The sequence below is a fragment of the Saccharicrinis sp. 156 genome (genome assembly GCF_050589685.1).
In the GTDB taxonomy this organism is placed as follows: domain Bacteria; phylum Bacteroidota; class Bacteroidia; order Bacteroidales; family Marinilabiliaceae; genus Saccharicrinis.
This window is the reverse complement of the sequence record NZ_JBNGOS010000066.1, coordinates 1-19,030: the sequence shown is the minus strand read 5'-3', so window position 1 is coordinate 19,030 and position 19,030 is coordinate 1. Positions and strand designations below refer to the sequence as shown.

The following is a 19,030-nucleotide window of genomic DNA, read 5'->3' as shown; positions in this document are numbered from 1 at the left end:
ATTAATTTAATTTTTAATGGCTAAAGTTAACGGCTATGGATTACTTTCGGGAGCATCGTTATGGTGAGTTGAAGTGATGCAGCGGAGTGCCTTGTTTTAAATTAATTTCAATGTGTAATAGAATTTCTAATGCATATTGCGGGTTAAACGTCAATAAGTGAATAAGAAATGTAAATCAAGATTTGTTCCCCAACGCATGGGGTTATTTTTTTAGTCCTACCAAAAGAGGATTATCGTAGTTTATTTTATGATTGTTCTCAAAATCATACAAGGTTAGCTCCCTCAAAAGATAATAGGATGTCCAATAGGTCTGTAACGATTTTATATAATCGCGTTTGGCCTTGTCTCTTTCCGAAAGGGAAATATTCAAGTCGGTGATGCTGATTTCGCCGTTTTGAAATTTCTTTAGCGCAATCTGGTACCCATTCCCGGCTACATTGTCTGCTTCCTTGGCAATTTCCAGTTGTTCTTTCAGCAGGCCAAATTGTTCTACCTGCACCACCACGTTACGTTCAAAGTTCTCGCGGTCCTGCTGAACATCAAACAAAACCAAGTCGCGTTGGCTCTCTGCCAGTTTTACGTTAGAAGTTGATTTGCCCCAATCGAGTATAGGGATTGCTAAAGACAGACGCACAGACTGCTGGTTAACCGTATTTTCATACACCCCTGGAATGTCCTCTCCGATATTTGTGGTTCCATAAGTTCCTTTTAAGGTGGCAGCTAAACCGTTATTACGTTTGGCTTTGGTCAGGTCTCTGTTGGCTTCGATCAACCTTCTTTCGTATTGTGTAGTTTCTTTTCGGTTCTCCAGGGCTTCTTTTAAAGCTTTATCCGGGTCAATAGTAAACAATACCATGTTTAAAGGCATCATCAGTTCAATGTTGGTTTTCTGCTCCAAACCAATGTATTTTTTTAATGCAAAATCGGCATTTTTCAAGTCCATATTGGCTTGCGACAACGATTTTCGTGCGGTTAGGACCGACAACTTTATCCTGGAATAATCGTTTTCACTGATCATGCCCAGTTTAATTTTTGTCTCTGCTATCCTAAGGTTGTCTTTACTGTTGTTTAAGTTGTTTTCGGCCAGTCTATAGTTCGTTTGAACCGTTAGGTATTTAAAAAAAAGAGAGGTTGCTTTTTGCGATATCTCTTCAATGTTTTCAATGAAGTTTTTTTGAGCTTCTGTATAAATTAACGGTTCGGTCTTTTTTGACCATTTCATCCAGTTGTAGGCGAATATTGGTTGGGTAACACCAATTAAGTATGGGTTTCCCTGAAAGTTAGTGTAATCATGCACCAAATCCTCATACCTAAACAAGGTACTTTTAGCATAGATTTGGGTTCCTAATTGTGGTATGGATTGGTTGACGGCTAGTTGGGCACTGTTTTTAAAATAGCCAACCTCACGAAATTGCACACTACCATCGTTTTGCGTAATGGGGCGTGTTCCCTCCTCGTAATTAGGTAAATCACCGCTTAAGACAAGTTGAGGGCGAAATTGCGCCTGGAAGTTTTTCCAACGCCAGTAAAAGTTTTCGTATCTGTTTTGCTCGTATTTTACCGATGAAGATTGATTTATGGCTAAGTCTACCACGTTTTTCAGACTCAGTTTCATTTTGGGTACATTAGAATCCTGAGCAATTGTTAAGCCAAATATATAGGTAACCAAAGTAACTGTTACTATCCTTTTTGCCATCATATTTTAGTGCTTTTCAATTTTAATCGTATTTAATTTGCTTAATGGTAATGAGGAGGAGATAACGACTTCGCTTCCTTGTGTAGCTCCTTTTTTAAGTTCGGCATATTCATTTGTTATCAAGCCAAATTCAAAATCTTTTCTAATGGCACTGTCGCCATTCAATATATACAGGCTTTGTTTCTTCTTAAAGTTTAGTAAATCACCTTTCTTCAAACGCAATACATCGTACCTGGCCCTTTTAACAATTTGTAATTCTACTTTTTGGTTGGGAATAAGCTTTGATTGGTCATCTTCGGTAAGTACCACCGAAAAACGGAGGTTGCCGTTATCCAGCATAGGCATAATAGAGCTAATCCTTCCTTGCAAACGATGTTTGCCAACAACTATGTAAGCGCGTCGGCCTATCTTAATCATCCATCTGTGGTTTTCTGCAATAGAAGCATCAACTTTTAAACGTGTTAAGTCAGATACATTCACTAAAACCCTTTCACCTTGAATCTTTTCACCTTCCTTTGCATGAATATTTAAAATAATCCCGTCGGCAGGTGCTTTGACATCCATTTTGTTTAATAACTCTTTTTGTTGCTCCAATTCCTTTTGCTGCATTTCTATTTGAAGCAGCAGGCCTTTTTCATCGGTTGCAAGCTGTGCCAGTTTAATAGAGTTTTTTTGTTGGGCTAATTTTAAGTCTTTTTCAGCCAATACCAATTCTTGTTTTGTTTTATCAACTTTGGCTTGTGAAATACCACCCACCACAAACAATTGTTCCTGGTCGGCAAGTGTAGATTTGATAGAGGTAATTTTAAGTTTCTTGGTTTCTTCGTTGTAGGAAAGGTCTGCGCGTGTGCCTTTTGCATTGAGTCGTGTTTTCTCCAGACTATTTTGCTTTACCGCCAGCTGATCGTTCAACTGTTCTATTTTATCATTTACGGGTTTTGTGTCCAACTTAAGAATCACCCCACCTTTGGTTACCCTTTGCCCCGGGCCTTTTATGATTTGTTTTACAATACTTGACGCAGGGCTCAAAAGGATTACCTCATTTGCGGGTTCTACCATACCTTCTGCCGCTTCGTAGCTTTCAATATCGCCCTTGTCAACTATATACGATTCAAATTTGCCTTCAATTAGTTTTGACTGCTTGGGCTGGCAAGCACTCAGAATAAAAAATATAACAAATAAAAAAGCCCCAAATTTAATTTGGAACTTAACGCCATGGTTACCATTAAAAAACATAAATCTACTATTTTCGATATTTCCCTCAAAAATACATAAAGAGGATGGAAATAGCATGCAAAAATTACACCAATAAGGGGCGTATTTCTGTAATTTTAGGGTGATTTGTATCTGGTTGTAACAGATGCGTGCTTATTAGTCGTGCATAATAAATGGAATAGTTTTTTATTTGGCCTTTCATTTATTTGGACAGAGTTTTAATAGTCTCAATGCTTCTCATTCATAACAGACTTGTCTATTTGTTACCTGCCTTTTTTAGAACGTGTTTAAATAGCGTTAATGAACATGCTTAATATATGTAAAATTAAGGGGGTATTTAGTTCGGGTGCTAGCTTATGGGTTAATTATTAGGTATATACGTGAGTGTGATCATATGTGATTAAGTGTGATGGTATGTGATGTTTTATTAACTTCGAGATATATTTTTATCGTTTGAAATAGTACTATGTTAAAGTTTGAAGGACACGTACCTATCTATAAAAAGCTAATCGACTTTTATAGAAATAAGATTGTAACTCAGGAATTAAAACCTGGATCTAAAATAGACTCTATTAATAAAATGATAAGTCGTCATCAGGTTTCCAGAGAGACAGCCAAACGTGTAATTAAAGCACTGATAGAGGAAAAATTGGTGGTGTCGCAAGTGGGACGAGGCACCTTTGTGCATAATGTAACAGAACCGATAAAGGTGTGGGGGGTAGTTATTCCTTTTTATTCCAACAACAACGAGCAGTTGATTTCGGAACTGCTTATAAAAGCTAACGCGGCCGGGCGAAAAATGGAGTATTTTCTTCATTACAACAATCCGGATGAGGAAATGAGGACTATTGGGCAGTTGATCCAAAAAGGATATGAGGCCATTATCGTGGTTCCGAATTATGATGAGTCATTAACTGGGGAATTTTACCGCAGATTGAGTGCAGGTAGTACAAAAATTGTTTTGGCCGATTATACCATGTCAGGATCTTATTTTAAGTATGCCATCCAAAGTTACGATTTAGGGGTAAAAAGAGCCGTAGATTATTTAGCACAAAAACAGGATGGTAATTATTTGTTATTACGCCATGAAAACTGGCAAGGTCGTAATATGGTTTTCAACCTGATGAAAGAGACTTTTGAAATGATATTGGATTTAAAATACAGCCATAGGAAGTTGTTTTATTGTGCTGATATTGATGAATTAACCAAGGACTATTTTAAGGAAAATTGTATAACAGGCGTGTTGTCGGTTCAGGATTCGATAGCGATCCGTTTGATTGGCAGAATAAAAAGTTGGGGAATGTCTATTCCGGATGACGTATCTATAGTTTCGTATGGAAATACAGAACTTACGAAACTCTTTAATCCTGCCTTAACGGTGGTGGATTGCAAATATGAGAAAATGGCAGAGAGTATTAGTGAGTTGATCTGTAACAAAAATGTAAAAAATCAACAGGTTGTCATTCAACCAGAACTAATAATCAGAGAAACATAACGATGTTATTTATACTTGAATTCGAATTGATGCAAATATAGCTAAATAGTTGTCAGTATAGCTCTAAAATATTAGAGTGAAAGCTTGTAATTTTGCTACTATACAATAAATCATAGCGTTGACTTAAAATTGTTAAAGAAAATAAGAATAAAATCTAAGTGCCATGAATGAATTATTAGAAAGACTAGCGAATTGTGTTGAATTCGGAAAAATCAACAAAGTATCTCCATACCCTCCTAACATGAAGGATCAGGATGGAGCGGATGAAATTGCTAAACAATTATTAGACGACGGGGTATCCGCAAATGATATCTTAATGAAAGGTCTGATGATCGGTATGGAAAAAGTGGGTGTTAAGTTCCGTGAAAACAAAGTGTTTGTGCCTCAGGTATTAATGAGTGCTAAAGCCATGAGTGCTGCTTTGGATCACTTAAAGCCATTTTTCCAGTCGGGCGAAGCAGAGCGTAAAGGAACGTTCATTATTGGAACTGTTGAGGGTGACTTGCACGATATAGGAAAAAACCTTGTGGCTATGATGGTTGAAGGTAACGGTTATGAGGTGATTGACTTGGGAACAGATGTTAAAGCCGAGAAGTTTATTGAAACAGCAGAGCAATACCCGGGAAGTGTAATCGGTTTATCTGCCCTATTAACGACCACAATGAGTAACATGGGAAAAATTGTGGCAGCGATCAAGGAAAGAAATACAGATTTTAAAGTATGTATTGGTGGAGCACCTGTAAATCAGGATTTCTGTGATAAAATTGGGGCCGATAGTTACAACCCGGATCCCCAGGGAGTAGTAGAGTTTTTAAACGCATTAGCATCGTAAATTTTAGTCATTGGAAATGAGTCATTTGTCCTTGTTTTAATTATAAACTGATGACTAGTGACCAGTGACAAATAAACTATAAAATGAAGGGATTAGAATTAATTAAAAAGGCCATGAAACTTGAGGAAGTCGAAAGAATTCCTTGGGTTCCTTTTGTAGGCGCACACGCCGGAAATTTATTGGGGTTAACAGCAACAGAATACTTGCAGTCAACAGATAAGATTGTAGAAGGGGTTAATAAGGCTATTGAAACATACAAACCGGATGGAATACCAGTAGCTTTCGATTTGCAAATAGAAGCGGAGGCATTAGGTTGTAAGTTAGCTTGGGCAGATGACAATCCTCCGGCAGTGGTTTCTCATCCATTGATGGAAGGAGCAAAACTGGAGGAGATGAAAGTTCCTTGTCCTTGTGCAGGTCGTATTCCTACGGTGATGGATGCAACACGCAAACTAAGGGAACAACATCCGGATGTTGCTTTATATGGGTTGATAACCGGCCCATTTACCTTAGCGCTTCACCTGTTGGGTACCGACATCTTTATGCAAATGATGATGGATCCGGATGCAACCCATAAATTGATGCGTTTTGCGACGGATGTGGCGAAAATGATGGCGGGTAACTATATGGAGGCCGGAGCCGATGTGATCGCCATTGTCGATCCAATGACCAGCCAGATTGACCCAATGAGCTTCGAAACTTTCGTCACGCCTTATATTACCGAAATTAACGACTTTATCCGTGAAGCTGATGCCTTAAGCTCGTTCTTTGTTTGCGGAAATGCACAACAAAACATCGAGGAGATGTGTAAAACAAAACCAGACAATATCTCCATCGATGAGAATATTCCGTTGGATTATGTTAGAGACATGGCATTGAAATACAAGGTATCGTTTGGCGGAAACATAAAGCTTACGGTAGTATTGCTAATGGGCGATGAGGATGCTTCCCGAAGAGATGCATTGGAGTGTATGGATATTGGTGGTAAAAAAGGATTTATCCTTGCGCCGGGTTGTGACTTAGCGATGGCTACTCCAAAAGAAAATTTAATAGCAGTTTCGGAGTTGATTCACGATGAAGTACTTCAGGGTGAGTTGCGTGCTTCAGAGGCCGCGACGGACAATATTGAGTTATTAGATTTGTCAAACCACTGGGATAAGAAAAAAGTTATCATCGATATTATTACATTAGATTCTTCTTCATGTGCGCCTTGCCAGTATATGGTAGATGCTGTAGCTCGTGCTTCAGAGAAGTACGGTGATAAAGTCGTGTATAAAGAACACCGCATCAAAGAAATGGAAGGCGTCCAGATGATGGCTTCGTTAGGTGTTAAAAACTTGCCTACCATTGTAATGGACGGCAATATCGATTTTATTTCCCAGATCCCCCCAATTAGCGATATTCAGGCTAAGATAGACGGATACCTGGCAGGAAAAAATTAATATAAACGGGAATCGGCTCTTCTTTCAGCGTTGAGGCCGGGGGAATTAGTCCGCAGCAGTCGCAGGAATGGGGATAAATCAATTTAAGAACCCCACCTTTTAAGGTGGGGTATATATAGATATATAAATCGGCTTTAGCCATGATTGTCTTTTTCGGTCATAGTTAAAGCCTTCGTTAATATCGGTTTAATATCCCGGCTTAAATGCTAGGGTTAAGGTATGTTTTAATGAGTATGAACAATCTGCATCGGCTATGTCGGTTTAACTTAATTACTGGGTTCTTAGGCAGCGGGAAAACCACTTTACTTGGCAATTTGCTAAACGAGTTGTCTAAACAGAATCGTATTGCTGTTATTCAAAACGAATTTGCACCTACGGGAATCGACGGTAAAGAACTGCAAAAAATCAGTGACGATTTTAAATTGGTGGAGATAAACAACGGTTCGGTGTTTTGCGTTTGCCAACTGAGCAATTTTGTGCAGAATATGCAAAAACTAATCGATGATTATCAACCAGAGATTATTTTTCTGGAAGCATCGGGTTTGGCCGACCCAATTAGTGTAGTTGAGCTGTTACAGACGGATGCGTTAAAAGGTACTGTAACCCTTGATAAGAATATTTGCCTGGTGGATGCACCCAATTATTTTAAAGGTTTGGGTATAGTGCAGCGGTTTAAACATCAGGTGATGGTTGCAGATCATATCATCATCAATAAAACAGATCTTTATGAGGGTGATTTAAATGAAATAATACAATCCCTTAGGGTATTGAATCCCTTTGCCGAGGTTGTTTCTACCACTTATGCCAAAATTGATTGGTCTTCCTTCTCAAAGGAGCATGTGCAAAAAGGGGTGGCAGCAGAAAGGTATCAGGGAAGGGTATCGGAAGGTAGGCCCGATATGGCGGCTTGTGTACTCAGAACCCATGATAAAATAAGTGAGGAGAATCTGATAGATTTCCTGAATGAATTAAAGCACGAATGCCCAAGAATTAAAGGATATCTTAATTTAGTAGATGGTAGAGTGATGTCAGTTCATTGTGTTTTCAATAAGATTGAATTAAAAGAGTTGAAAAATTATACCGGGCCTTCAGAATTAATTGCTTTTGGAAATGGATTATCAATAGGGAAATTAAGAAGGACATTTAAGCTATTTGTAAAGTAATTAGTTGAAAAAATAATTAGGGAGCAAAGGTGAAGATATATTTATTGAATGGTTTTTGGCGAAGCGGCAAAGCAACCTCCTTACCAGGAGCAGCGGTTAAGTTGACGTAAGAAGGGACGAAAGCAGGTGAAATCACAAATGATCAGTGAGCTATCAAATCGGCAGCCAATTTTCAAAACGTTTATGGGGTTTCCGTTATGGAGGTCAGCAATGGTGTCTTTAATGGAAAATATCTCTTAAAAGACTGAAGATAAAGGTCTTATTGTGGGACACCTAAAGTTTATTGCATCTGATAGGGAAACATCAAAAAAGCAGAGAGATACAACCGTAGAAGGAAGTGTATTTCCAGGTAAAATTGCATTTTCTATCGCTGAAAATATATCATTGCTGATTATTGCACGCCTAGAAACAGCGTCTGAAATACTTAAGATGTGATTGGCAAGAGTAACCAAAAGAATAAAGAAATGTTTGCTGTTGGGGTAGAGTCCGCTCATAAAAATGGTTTTATGCCGGGATAACCTTCGCCAACACCGAATAAATTAAAGAATTTGTAAATTTAACCTTAAATAAAAAATAGGTTTAAATCAAAGCTTAACGTACCGTGAAAATAGAATCTGCAAAACGTTTTTCATTCCAACTGGAAGAATTAAATATCTCCATAGAAGATATTGAAGAACTGGCACATATGGGCGAAGATATGCCTTCTTACAGTTGTTTCCTGAAACACGAAATAAACGGGTTAAAGTTTATTGCTTCGGTGGAAGGAGGTTATATTATTAAAAATGGTAGCGTTAATGGAGAAGGCTTGTTAGTTGAGAATATTGAATTTAAAACAGGAAAAGATGTCAGCCGCCACTATAAAAATTCGACTCAGCTTGCCGTTTTTGTTTGCACGGCGGGGGAGGAGATAACAGAACGTTCGAGAGCGTTAAGTTCAAAAGGCGAACTGGTAGAAGGATATTTATTGGATGTTTTGGGATCTGTGATTGTGGAAAAAGCAATGGATAAAGTGCAAGAGGCTTTACGGATGGAAATGGCTCACATGGGTCTAAAAATAACAAATCGTTATAGTCCGGGATACTGCGCATGGGATGTAAGCGAACAAAAGAGCTTGTTCTCTTTCTTTCCGGATCAGTTTTGTAATGTGAGATTAAGTGACTCTTGCTTAATGCATCCTGTAAAATCGGTAAGTGGTATCATCGGAATAGGAGAAAATGTGAAATTCCATAAGCATGTTTGTCATGCCTGCAGCAGTGTCAATTGTCTGTATAGAAATACAGCCCAACATTAAGTTATGCCAACCATTACGATCCATCAGAACAAGCGGCTCTTAAAATCAGAATTCGAAAAAGGGGAATCTTTGCTGCAATTGTTGCAAAAACAAAACCTTGATATACCGGCACCTTGCGGTGGAAACGGGACCTGTGGCAAATGTAAAGTCAAGATAAAAGGTGTTGGGCTTGTAAATTCGTGTACCCATCATCCTGACTCGGATATAGAAGTGATCCTGCCGAACGATAGAGAGGCTAAAATACTCACCCATCAAAACCAATACACCCTGCATCTTCCGCTTCAGGTTAACGGCTTGGCCCAACAATCGGACTATCCCATTGGCTTAAGCATTGATATAGGTACCACCAGTATGGTTTTTTATTGGATAAGTTTGATAACGGGTAATATCATAAGAAGCGTTGGGGTAAGCAATCCCCAGGTAAAATACGGAGCCGATGTAATTACCCGAATATCCTATTGCACCGATCAGGAAAAGGTTGAAGTATTGCAGCACGAGCTTGTCAATGCTATTAACAAACAAATTAGTGATTTTGTTACGCAAGATGGAATTTTAAACGAACATATCGTTAAGGTATCCGTTTCGGCTAATACTACCATGTTACACTTTCTGGCAGGAGTAAATCCCATGTCGTTGGCTTTAGCGCCATTTAAAGCTTCGTTTTTAGATGCCCGGTTTATAAAAAGTGGGGAATTGGGTATCCATGTCCATAACGAATGTTTGGTGCATCTTATGCCTTCTATCTCTGCTTATGTGGGAGGCGATATAGTTTCGGGTTTAGCATCACTTCATCCTAAAAAAGAAATTAAAACTTACCTGTTTATAGATATTGGTACCAACGGGGAGATGGCGGTAGTAACACCCGAAAAAATATATTGTTGTGCCACTGCAGCAGGTCCTGCCTTGGAAGGAGCCAATATACAATGTGGGATGGCAGCTTTTGATGGAGCCATTTCGGTTTATAATAAGAATGGTTACCAGACTATTTCCGATGAAAAACCAATTGGGATTTGTGGCTCGGGCTTGTTGGATATTATGGCCTATTTACTTGAAAAAGGAATCGTTTCTTCTGATGGTACTTTAACCGATAATTATGTTCTGGTTCCTAAAGAGGATTCGGGAAACGGAGAAGAAATAGTAATTACCCCGCAGGATATCAGGGAAATTCAACTTGCCAAGAGTGCTTTTTTTACGGGCATAAAAATATTGCTTCAGGAGGCAGGTGTTAACTTCGATAAACTAGATGCTATCTTTTTAGCAGGTGGTTTTGGAAACTACCTGAACCCGGAGAGTGCCGTAAAAATTGGTCTGTTCCCCCATGAATTTTCAGGTAAGGTGATTACGGTAGGGAACACATCCGGCACGGGAGCCGTGTTAAACACTATCAGTACAAAATACGAAGAGTATACACGCGCGGTCATTCAAAAATCACAACTTGTAGAACTGGCCAACCATCCCGACTTTGAAATGGAATATGCCATGAATATGTTTTTCTCGTAAGTAGTTAATTTGATCAAAGTATAATCCCGCTGCCTAAAGCTAATATCATTAACACGTCGGTATAATACCACTTTTACAATGAAGTTAGCACTTGGTATTATGCCGATATATCAATGAAAAGTGTAAAGGAGCGTAGCGAACTTGACGCAAAGGTCATTGAATAATCGGTATAATAAACATCTGAACGTATATTTTGTTATAGTTTCTGAATTTAAACGATGACGAAATAAACAAACATGAAAAAACTAGTAATTGCAATTGTATCGTTTTTTGTTTTTTGTGGTATCGGTGCTCAAAACAAAGAACTGAATATAGGTGATAAAGCACCTGTTTTCTCAGCCAAAGCAGACAACGGTAAAGTCTGGAAATCAAAAAAATATATTGGCAAAAAAAATATAGTGGTTTATTTTTATCCGGCTGCTATGACCGGGGGATGTACAAAGCAAGCTTGTGCTTACCGCGATGACGAAGAAAACTTAAATACAGCTGATGCTATTGTAATTGGTATCAGTGGAGATGAGGTTGAAAATCTGGAATTATTTAAAAAAGCAAACCAGTTAAATTTTTCCTTATTATCGGATATTGACGGAGCCATTGCCCAAAGTTTTGGAGTGCCCATAAAGCAAGGGGAAAAAACAATACAAAGGGAGTTTGAAGGTGTTCAGTTTGATTTAACCCGTAATTTAACCACCGCAAGGTGGACTTTTGTAATCGATAAAAAAGGAAAAATTGTATATAAGTCTACCCAAGTAAATGCTGCCGCTGATAGTGAGGAAGTATTGAAGGTGCTTAATTCCTTATAGCAGAAGTACAATTCTAAGATTTTAATATTTGCAAAGCTCAGATTATCGTAAATATTCTCTACAAATCGGGGTGCAAACTAGAATTGTGCCCCGCGTTAGTTACTTTCATATAGCATGTTATTGAAGCAATAAATATTGTCAGGAGCACTCCTGCTAAGTGGAATACGTGCAGATAAGAAATAAAGCTTTAAATGATATTTCGTTTAAAATAATCTTTATTTTAGATGTGTAAAGTGATGCCATCTGCACAATTATATAAGCACTTGGTTTATTTAATAATTGGTAAAAACCATGCCTATATTCAAAGTAGATATAAAGGCATATGATATGGGATTACTGAAGCGTTGGGGTTATTGAGATGAAGCTAATGAGAAATATATTTAAAATACTATTGACAATTTTCATATTTTCTAGTTGTAGAAAAATTGAAAACAATCAATGGAAACACTTGGATGGATATTCACTAGGTGATTGGATTGAATTTACCGAAAACGAAATATTGAACGACACAATAATGAATGGAAAGACTCCAGTTGCCATAATTAGCCCTTATAAATGCCGAATTGTTGATTATCGCCTTGAAATTAAGAGTTTAAAAGATGAAACAACGGGAGTATATAATAGGTAAAGGTCGCAAGTAATCAGTTGCTTAACGTATCAAAGTGAGCAGAAAAAGAATTTACATATTGCTAGTTGTTTTGACTTGCCTGTTAAGTGTGACTTTAACAAGACTTGGCTTATTTAGTACATCTGACTCAGACATAATACAAGTCATAAACAAAGTGTTTGCAGGTAATTCAATATTAGTAAATTCAACTGGTGGAATTGAGCTAGATAAAGTGACAATTCAAATTTTAGGAGAAACTGTATTTGAAAAAGGGAAATACCTGAATAATATTAAAGACACTTATGGTGGTCCTAATTTCGATGTCTTTTATGATGATAAACTAATTGGCACAGTGTATCATTACAATACCAATGATTGGTATGTTAACCAATTCAAGTTTGACTTTTATTTTGAAGATAATCATCCTCGATTTATTTGTAAATCAAAATGGAAAAATTGGGATAGCTGTGTTTATATTTGGATTGCAGAATGTGTTGATAGTGTAGAATATAAGTCCTTTGACTCTGAAGGAAAGATAATAAGAAAATGGATGAAAGAAACAACAAACCGCTAACAAATGACTCATAAAGCATAAGCTTGCCGCAGGCACGACACAAGCCAACGATTCATAGCCTGAAAGTTCAAAGTAAAATGCCTAGAAACCGAGTGTCACAGAAGAAAACGAAATGAAAAGAGCATATTACTCAAATAAAATAGACATATTTTTAAATGACTCAGTTTCCAGTATAATTGGAGAATTGAGCATGAATCATAGCAACAGAAGCTTAGATGAGTTGCAAACTAATGCCTGGAAAAAGCAAATTGAAATTCTTAAAGACCAATTAAATGGATTGCAAGGACAAATCTATTTTGAATTCGCAATCCCAAGAATGGGAAAGCGGGTTGATAATATTGTAATCGTAAAGGATACTGCATTTATCATAGAATTTAAAGTTGGTGACGGTGGATACGAAAAATATGCGATCGAACAAGTTCTTGATTATACAATTGACCTAAAGAATTTTCATGAAGGAAGTCATTTTGTAAAACTAATTCCAATTCTTGTTGCAACAAATGCAGAAATCACGAGCAATGAATTACAAGAAATTATTAATTATAATTCAGCTGCAAAATCCAATAAGAATAACCTGCAAGAAGTAATAAAGTCTTTCCTAAATGGAAATAACAAACTAATTGACGTTGATGATTGGGAAAACTCTATTTACAAACCTACTCCGACTATTGTTGAAGCCGCTCAAGCTCTGTATAAAGGTCATAATGTAAAAGAAATTACCCGGTCAGATTCGGGCGCAATAAACCTATCAAAAACTGCGAATTGTATAAATGAAATTGTTGAACATTCAAAAAACTCAAAATCAAAATCCATTTGTTTTGTTACTGGTGTTCCAGGTGCTGGTAAAACGCTTGCTGGATTGAATATTGCTAATGAACGAATGAATGCGGACGAAAATGAACATGCTGTTTTTCTATCTGGGAATGGACCTTTAGTCGATGTATTAAGAGAAGCATTAACGAGAGACGAAGTCCAAACGGCAAAGGAATCCGGAGAAAATATGACAAAGAAACAAGCTGCAATTAAAGCAAATGCTTTTATCCAGAATATTCATCATTTCAGAGACGACAATCTATTATCAGAAAAAGCCCCTATTGAAAAAGTAGTTGTGTTTGACGAAGCTCAACGAGCATGGACAATGCAGCAAGCAAGTTCTTTTATGAAAAGAAAGAAAGGAATTGAGGATTTTAACATGTCTGAACCTGAATTCCTAATTGATGTAATGAACCGACATAAGGATTGGTGTACAATAATTTGTTTGATTGGAGGTGGTCAAGAAATTAATACCGGAGAAGCAGGATTAGAAGAATGGATTGTAGCATTAAAAGAACATTATTCTGAATGGGAAATACATTATTCGAATTTAATAACTGAAAACAAAAATTATTTAAAACAAACTGAACTTAAAGTCTGGTTAACAACTAATGCAAATATTCAAACGGATTTACATTTAGCTGTTTCTGTTAGGTCATTCCGTTCGGAGAAACTTTCTGAGTTTATACACGAGTTGTTGGATTTGAAAAAGGATTCTGCAAATAGACTATACAATGAATTAAAATCTGATTACCCTATTGTTTTAACTCGAAATTTAGAACTCGCTAAAAAGTGGATTAAGAACAAAGCAAAAGGAACAGAACGGGTTGGTCTTATTGCTTCATCTGGTGCCCGCCGATTAAGACCACATGGAATTGATGTGAAAAATGAAATTGAAGCTGCAAATTGGTTTTTAAATAATGACGAAGATATTCGGTCTTCATATTTCATGGAAGATATTGCAACTGAGTTTGATATTCAGGGACTTGAAATTGATTGGGCTTGTGTCGCTTGGGGTGCAAATTTTCATTTAAATAGTACGGCCTGGAAATATCAAAGTTTCAAAGGAACTAAGTGGCAAAATATTAACAAAGAGATTGATAAAAGTTATTTAAAAAATACATACAGAGTTTTGCTTACAAGGGCGCGTCAAGGTATGGTCATTTTTATACCAGAAGGCTGTGACTCAGATAAAACAAGACCAAATGAATTTTATGATAACACATATAAATATTTGAAAGAATTAGGAATAAAAGAATTAGAATAAGACACTAAAACACAACAATGTGTATAGTGTTTTTGGTTTTCAGTGGTTTGCGAGCGTTTCGGCACGTAAAAAAGCAAGGTGTAAACTGATAGGAAATCACTTCGAAATCCTACACGACACCATGCACTAACCGTTGGTTTAATTTTGTGCGAAGCAGATGAGATTGTACTGTTTTACGAAACTTTTTAACTAATTTCTTTAAGATAAAATACTATTTATGAGACAAATTTTGAAATTATATTTGTTTGCATTTCTCATCCTAATATTGAATATCAATACTCATGGACAAAAAGAACCTGGAATAAAAACACTCGAAAAGGATAAGTATTCAGTTAATTACCCCTTTGATTGGGATCTAGATGAGTCAGGACTACATGGAGCAAGTTTTATATTGTTTAGTCCTATTCTGTCAGGGGAAGATATGTTTAGAGAAAATATTAATTTGCTAATACAGGATCTTTCAGCATATAATATTGATTTGGACAAGTATGTAGAAATATCTGAAGGACAGATTAAAACTATGGTTAAAAATGGAAAACTTATAAGTAGTGAACGACTTAATGACGGACAAAATTATTTTCAAAAGGTAATTTATACGGGAGACCAAGATATTTACAAGCTTAAATTTGAACAATACTATTGGGTAAAAAATAAGAAAGCCTATGTTTTGACTTTAACTTGTGAAAATCATATGTTTGACTCATATAAGGAAACTGGCGAGGAAATTCTTAAGAGCTTCAAATTAAATTAAAATAGCCCAACAAAAGCTATGCCTAATGAAGAGGCAGCAATGTTTTGGGTGTTTGTAGGGTGTTTGTGTGCGCCAAATTTTCATCCCGAAAATTTATTAAGTTTAAGGTAAAATTTCACAACGTACATTTGGCTATGTGATAATTTGGTGAAAGAAGTTCTTCGAAACTCCACACTAAGTATAGCAAAATCGTCCAAAGTAAATATAAAGGCATATGATCTGGGATTACTGAAGAGTTAGCGTTCATTAGAAGAAAAAATTCATTTCATGAGAAAATTAAAATTACAAATGCAAGTTTCCTTGGATGGATTTAATTCAACAGGTCCAAATGACGAGCAACAATGGGTGACGTGGGCATGGGATGAAATCAAACAATATGTCTTGGAATTAGCGGACTCTGCCGATACTGAAATAATAGGTAGAAAATTAGCGGTTGACTATATTCCATATTGGCTTGAGACGTCGACAAAACAAAACGACCCGATGTATGAATTATCAAAAATCAAAGCACGTCAAAAGAAAATCGTTTTTACGAAAACCCTTGAAAAATCTGAGTGGGGAAATACGGTACTTGCAAAAGGAAATCTGGTGAACGAAGTAAAGAAATTAAACAATGAAAACGGTAAAGATATTATTGTTTACGGAGGTAGTTCATTTGTCTCTGCTTTGGTCAAAGAAAACTTAATAGACGAATTTCATTTATTTGTCAACCCCGTTGCATTAGGGCAGGGTGTACCTATTTTTAACCAACTAGATAATTGGCAACAACTTAAGTTACGGAAGTCAATTACGTGTGATAGTGGGATTGTAATTCAACACTATGACCTGATAGAATAAAAACGAACCGCCAACAATTAAAAATGAATAAAATAGTTACTAAATATTTTATTGACAGAAAAGAATGGAGAAAGTGGCTCGAAACAAATTTTGAGACTAAGGATGATGTTTGGTTGGAGTATCCATTAAAGAAGACGGGTAAAAAACGAATCTTGTATAATGATGCCGTCGAAGAAGCGCTATGTTTCGGGTGGATTGACAGTACAGTTAAATCACTGAACGAATTTACTACTATTCAAAGGTTTTGTAAGAGAAGAAAAAACTCCACTTTCTCACAGCCAAACATTGAACGATTGAAATGGCTCTTTGAGAACAATTTGATTCACAACGCAATTAAGAACGAGGTTTTAAAAATAATTCAACAAGAATTCGTTTTTCCGGGAGACATAACAAAGAGGTTAAAATCGGATACGGATGTTTGGGAGAATTATCAAAACTTCTCAGAGCCCTATAAACGAATCAGAATTGCATACATTGACAGTGCAAGAAAAAGACCGGATGAATTTGATAAACGTTTGAATAACTTCATTAAAAAGACAAAAGAGAATAAGCTAATTACAGGGTTTGGTGGAATTGATAAATACTATTGATAATAATAATTGCTGCCAGACCGCAATAAAGCATATGAAGTCCAGCTCGTTTTGAAAGTTTTGTGGCTTCGGCAACCAGCGACAGATCGTTGATTTGTTTTATAAATAGAAAGTTGGCATGGGTCAATTTTCATGCATTTAGTGTTACAGGCCGTACGTTAGGAGGGAGCGCTAAAGGGACATTGTTTACACTTTTATGAAATGCCATTCAAGAAGGAATTATTAAGAACTGCTTACGATTTTTCCCATAAAAAGAATTTTAAGGAATTAAAAGCGAAAAGAAAGAACAATAGCTAAATATAAATTCACCAATAAAGTGTTACTTGCATATGCTATGCAATGAAGATTCGCTATTGTATTTTACATCATTAATAATTAATGGAAATCTACCAAGAAAATATAAAAAAGTACAATGCCGAAACATTAAGGTTAAGGAAGATATTGAATAAAATATCTCTACTTAGGCTACTTGTTTTTGTAATTTCAGGTGGCATTCTTATATACTTGTTCAGTAACAATTTAATAGCTCCCGTTTTTATTGTTTTGCCTATTTCAATATTATGTTTTGCGTTTGTTTTAAAGCGCCATAACAAAATAGCTTTTTTGAGAAAGCACACTTCATTTCTGAAAAGCATTAATGAATCCGAGATATTAAGAGGAAATTGTAAGCTGGAAAAGTTTGATACCGGAGATAAGTTTATCCATCAAAATCACCCATACACATCTGATTTAGATATTTTTGGGCAACACTCCGTGTTTCAGTTGGTTAACAGAGCGACTACAGAGTCAGGCACGATGCGCTTATCAGAATGGCTTTCTGAACCTGCAGCTAATGATGAAATACATAACAGGCAAAAAGCCATAAAAGAATTATCACAGAAATTGGATTGGAGGCAAGATTTTCAGGCTTCAGGAATGCACTTTCAAAATAAAAAGAGCGATTATTTTAAATTGTTAGATTGGGTAGAAGAACCTGTCGTTCTATTAAAATATCGAAGAATATATTTAGCCGTGGCAATAATTCTTCCGGTGCTATTATTCCTTAGCTTATATTATTTCACGATTAATATCACTTCACCAAACGGGTATGTTTATTTACTTTCCTGTATTGCTGTTATATTTGTTAATTACTTAATATTAAGAAAAATAAATCCCTTTGCGGAGAGGATCGTTAAAACCGCAACAGGGAATATTAGTACTTTAAGAGCTTATCGAACACTTATTAGTAAAATTGAAAATGAAAGTTTCAGGTCAAAAAAATTGTACGAATTGCAATCAATACTAATAAAAGGAAAATATTCGGCATACAATGAAATTAATAAGTTATGCAGAATATTGGATTTCTCGCATCAAAGAAGAGTAAAAAAGGATCCATTAAATGGAAATCATTTTTATTCTATACTAAACGGTTTGCTACTAATAGATATTTACTTGATTATTGGAGTTGAGAAATGGAAATCAAAGAATAAAGCATTTTTAAAACCATGGTCCAAAGTAGTAAGTGAATTTGAGGGTATAAATAGTCTGGCCGGTTTTTGCTATTCAAACCCATCCTATACATTTCCTGAGATAACAGAAAAGAGCAACTACGTATATTTTGAGTCGTTAGGACATCCACTAATAAATTCAGACAAACGTGTTTGTAACAATTTTCACTCAAAGGGGCATGGTGATATTGTTATGATTACCGGTTCTAATATGGGAGGGAAAAGCACTTTTTTAAGAACCGTTGGCGTAAACCTGGTGTTGGCATTAGCAGGTGCACCCTGTTGTGCAGTTTACGGGCAGGTTTCGAATCTGAAATTACATACCAGTATGAGAACCCAGGATAATTTGAAGGAAGGGGTTTCTTCTTTTTACGCAGAATTGGATAGGACAGAAAAAATGCTGAAATTGATTGAAAGTAGCCACAATGTATTTTTTCTGTTGGATGAGATGTTTAAGGGAACAAACTCGGAAGATAGGCATAAAGGAGGGTTTTCATTGATCAACCAAATAAGTAAGCTCCTTACATCAGGAATTATTGCAACACACGATATTGAACTTGCAAAACTATCGGGGAATAAAAAGTTGGTGGCAAATTAGATAAAACGGAGTTTACCCACCCAAAAAACGGTTTGTCCTCAGGCTCATAAATTGTCAAAAAAGCGTCAA

Annotated in this window: 15 protein-coding genes; 13 read left to right on the top strand and 2 right to left on the bottom strand. The window is 36.4% G+C overall.

Features of this window, described 5'->3' with window-relative positions:
* Positions 1-202: 202 nt before the first annotated feature.
* Together ACRD64_RS24250 and ACRD64_RS24245 are read right to left on the bottom strand one after the other, a co-directional pair.
* Positions 203-1,699: a TolC family protein gene (locus ACRD64_RS24250; protein WP_430937041.1), complete on the bottom strand. Its 1,497-nt coding sequence runs from the start codon at positions 1,697-1,699 to the stop codon at positions 203-205.
* 3 nt (positions 1,700-1,702) lie between these two features.
* Positions 1,703-2,932: an efflux RND transporter periplasmic adaptor subunit gene (locus ACRD64_RS24245; RefSeq protein WP_430937039.1), complete on the bottom strand. Its 1,230-nt coding sequence runs from the start codon at positions 2,930-2,932 to the stop codon at positions 1,703-1,705.
* Between the two features lie 445 nt (positions 2,933-3,377).
* On the opposite strand from ACRD64_RS24245, the gene ACRD64_RS24240 reads away from it, so the two are divergent.
* The 13 genes from ACRD64_RS24240 (at position 3,378) to ACRD64_RS24180 (ending at position 18,961) form a co-directional block, all read left to right on the top strand.
* Positions 3,378-4,406, top strand: a complete 1,029-nt coding sequence (locus ACRD64_RS24240) for a substrate-binding domain-containing protein (RefSeq protein WP_430937037.1) — start codon at positions 3,378-3,380, stop codon at positions 4,404-4,406.
* A gap of 163 nt (positions 4,407-4,569) precedes the next feature.
* Positions 4,570-5,238, top strand: a complete 669-nt coding sequence (locus tag ACRD64_RS24235) for a cobalamin B12-binding domain-containing protein (RefSeq protein WP_430937035.1) — start codon at positions 4,570-4,572, stop codon at positions 5,236-5,238.
* A gap of 83 nt (positions 5,239-5,321) precedes the next feature.
* A complete protein-coding gene (locus ACRD64_RS24230) occupies positions 5,322-6,680 on the top strand; it encodes a uroporphyrinogen decarboxylase family protein (RefSeq protein WP_430937033.1) in 1,359 nt (452 codons plus the stop codon).
* A 203-nt stretch (positions 6,681-6,883) separates the two neighbouring features.
* Positions 6,884-7,843, top strand: a complete 960-nt coding sequence (locus ACRD64_RS24225; protein WP_430937031.1) for a CobW family GTP-binding protein — start codon at positions 6,884-6,886, stop codon at positions 7,841-7,843.
* 601 nt (positions 7,844-8,444) lie between these two features.
* Positions 8,445-9,134, top strand: a complete 690-nt coding sequence (locus ACRD64_RS24220; RefSeq protein WP_430937029.1) for a vitamin B12 dependent-methionine synthase activation domain-containing protein — start codon at positions 8,445-8,447, stop codon at positions 9,132-9,134.
* 3 nt (positions 9,135-9,137) lie between these two features.
* A complete protein-coding gene (locus ACRD64_RS24215) occupies positions 9,138-10,634 on the top strand; it encodes an ASKHA domain-containing protein (RefSeq protein WP_430937027.1) in 1,497 nt (498 codons plus the stop codon).
* Positions 10,635-10,870: 236 nt separating this feature from the next.
* Positions 10,871-11,437: a peroxiredoxin gene (locus ACRD64_RS24210; protein ID WP_430937025.1), complete on the top strand. Its 567-nt coding sequence runs from the start codon at positions 10,871-10,873 to the stop codon at positions 11,435-11,437.
* Positions 11,438-12,099: 662 nt separating this feature from the next.
* Positions 12,100-12,618, top strand: a complete 519-nt coding sequence (locus ACRD64_RS24205) for a hypothetical protein (protein ID WP_430937023.1) — start codon at positions 12,100-12,102, stop codon at positions 12,616-12,618.
* A 112-nt stretch (positions 12,619-12,730) separates the two neighbouring features.
* Positions 12,731-14,698, top strand: coding sequence for a DUF2075 domain-containing protein (locus ACRD64_RS24200; protein ID WP_430937021.1), 1,968 nt, complete (start codon positions 12,731-12,733; stop codon positions 14,696-14,698).
* A 217-nt stretch (positions 14,699-14,915) separates the two neighbouring features.
* Complete coding sequence (locus ACRD64_RS24195) at positions 14,916-15,449, top strand: PsbP-related protein (protein WP_430937019.1); 534 nt, start codon at positions 14,916-14,918, stop codon at positions 15,447-15,449.
* 267 nt (positions 15,450-15,716) lie between these two features.
* Positions 15,717-16,286 (top strand): dihydrofolate reductase family protein, encoded by a 570-nt coding sequence (locus ACRD64_RS24190; protein ID WP_430937017.1) that lies wholly within the window; start codon positions 15,717-15,719, stop codon positions 16,284-16,286.
* Positions 16,287-16,309: 23 nt separating this feature from the next.
* A complete protein-coding gene (locus ACRD64_RS24185) occupies positions 16,310-16,876 on the top strand; it encodes a YdeI/OmpD-associated family protein (protein ID WP_430937015.1) in 567 nt (188 codons plus the stop codon).
* Positions 16,877-17,479: 603 nt separating this feature from the next.
* Complete coding sequence (locus ACRD64_RS24180; protein ID WP_430937013.1) at positions 17,480-18,961, top strand: MutS-related protein; 1,482 nt, start codon at positions 17,480-17,482, stop codon at positions 18,959-18,961.
* Positions 18,962-19,030 lie beyond the last annotated feature (69 nt).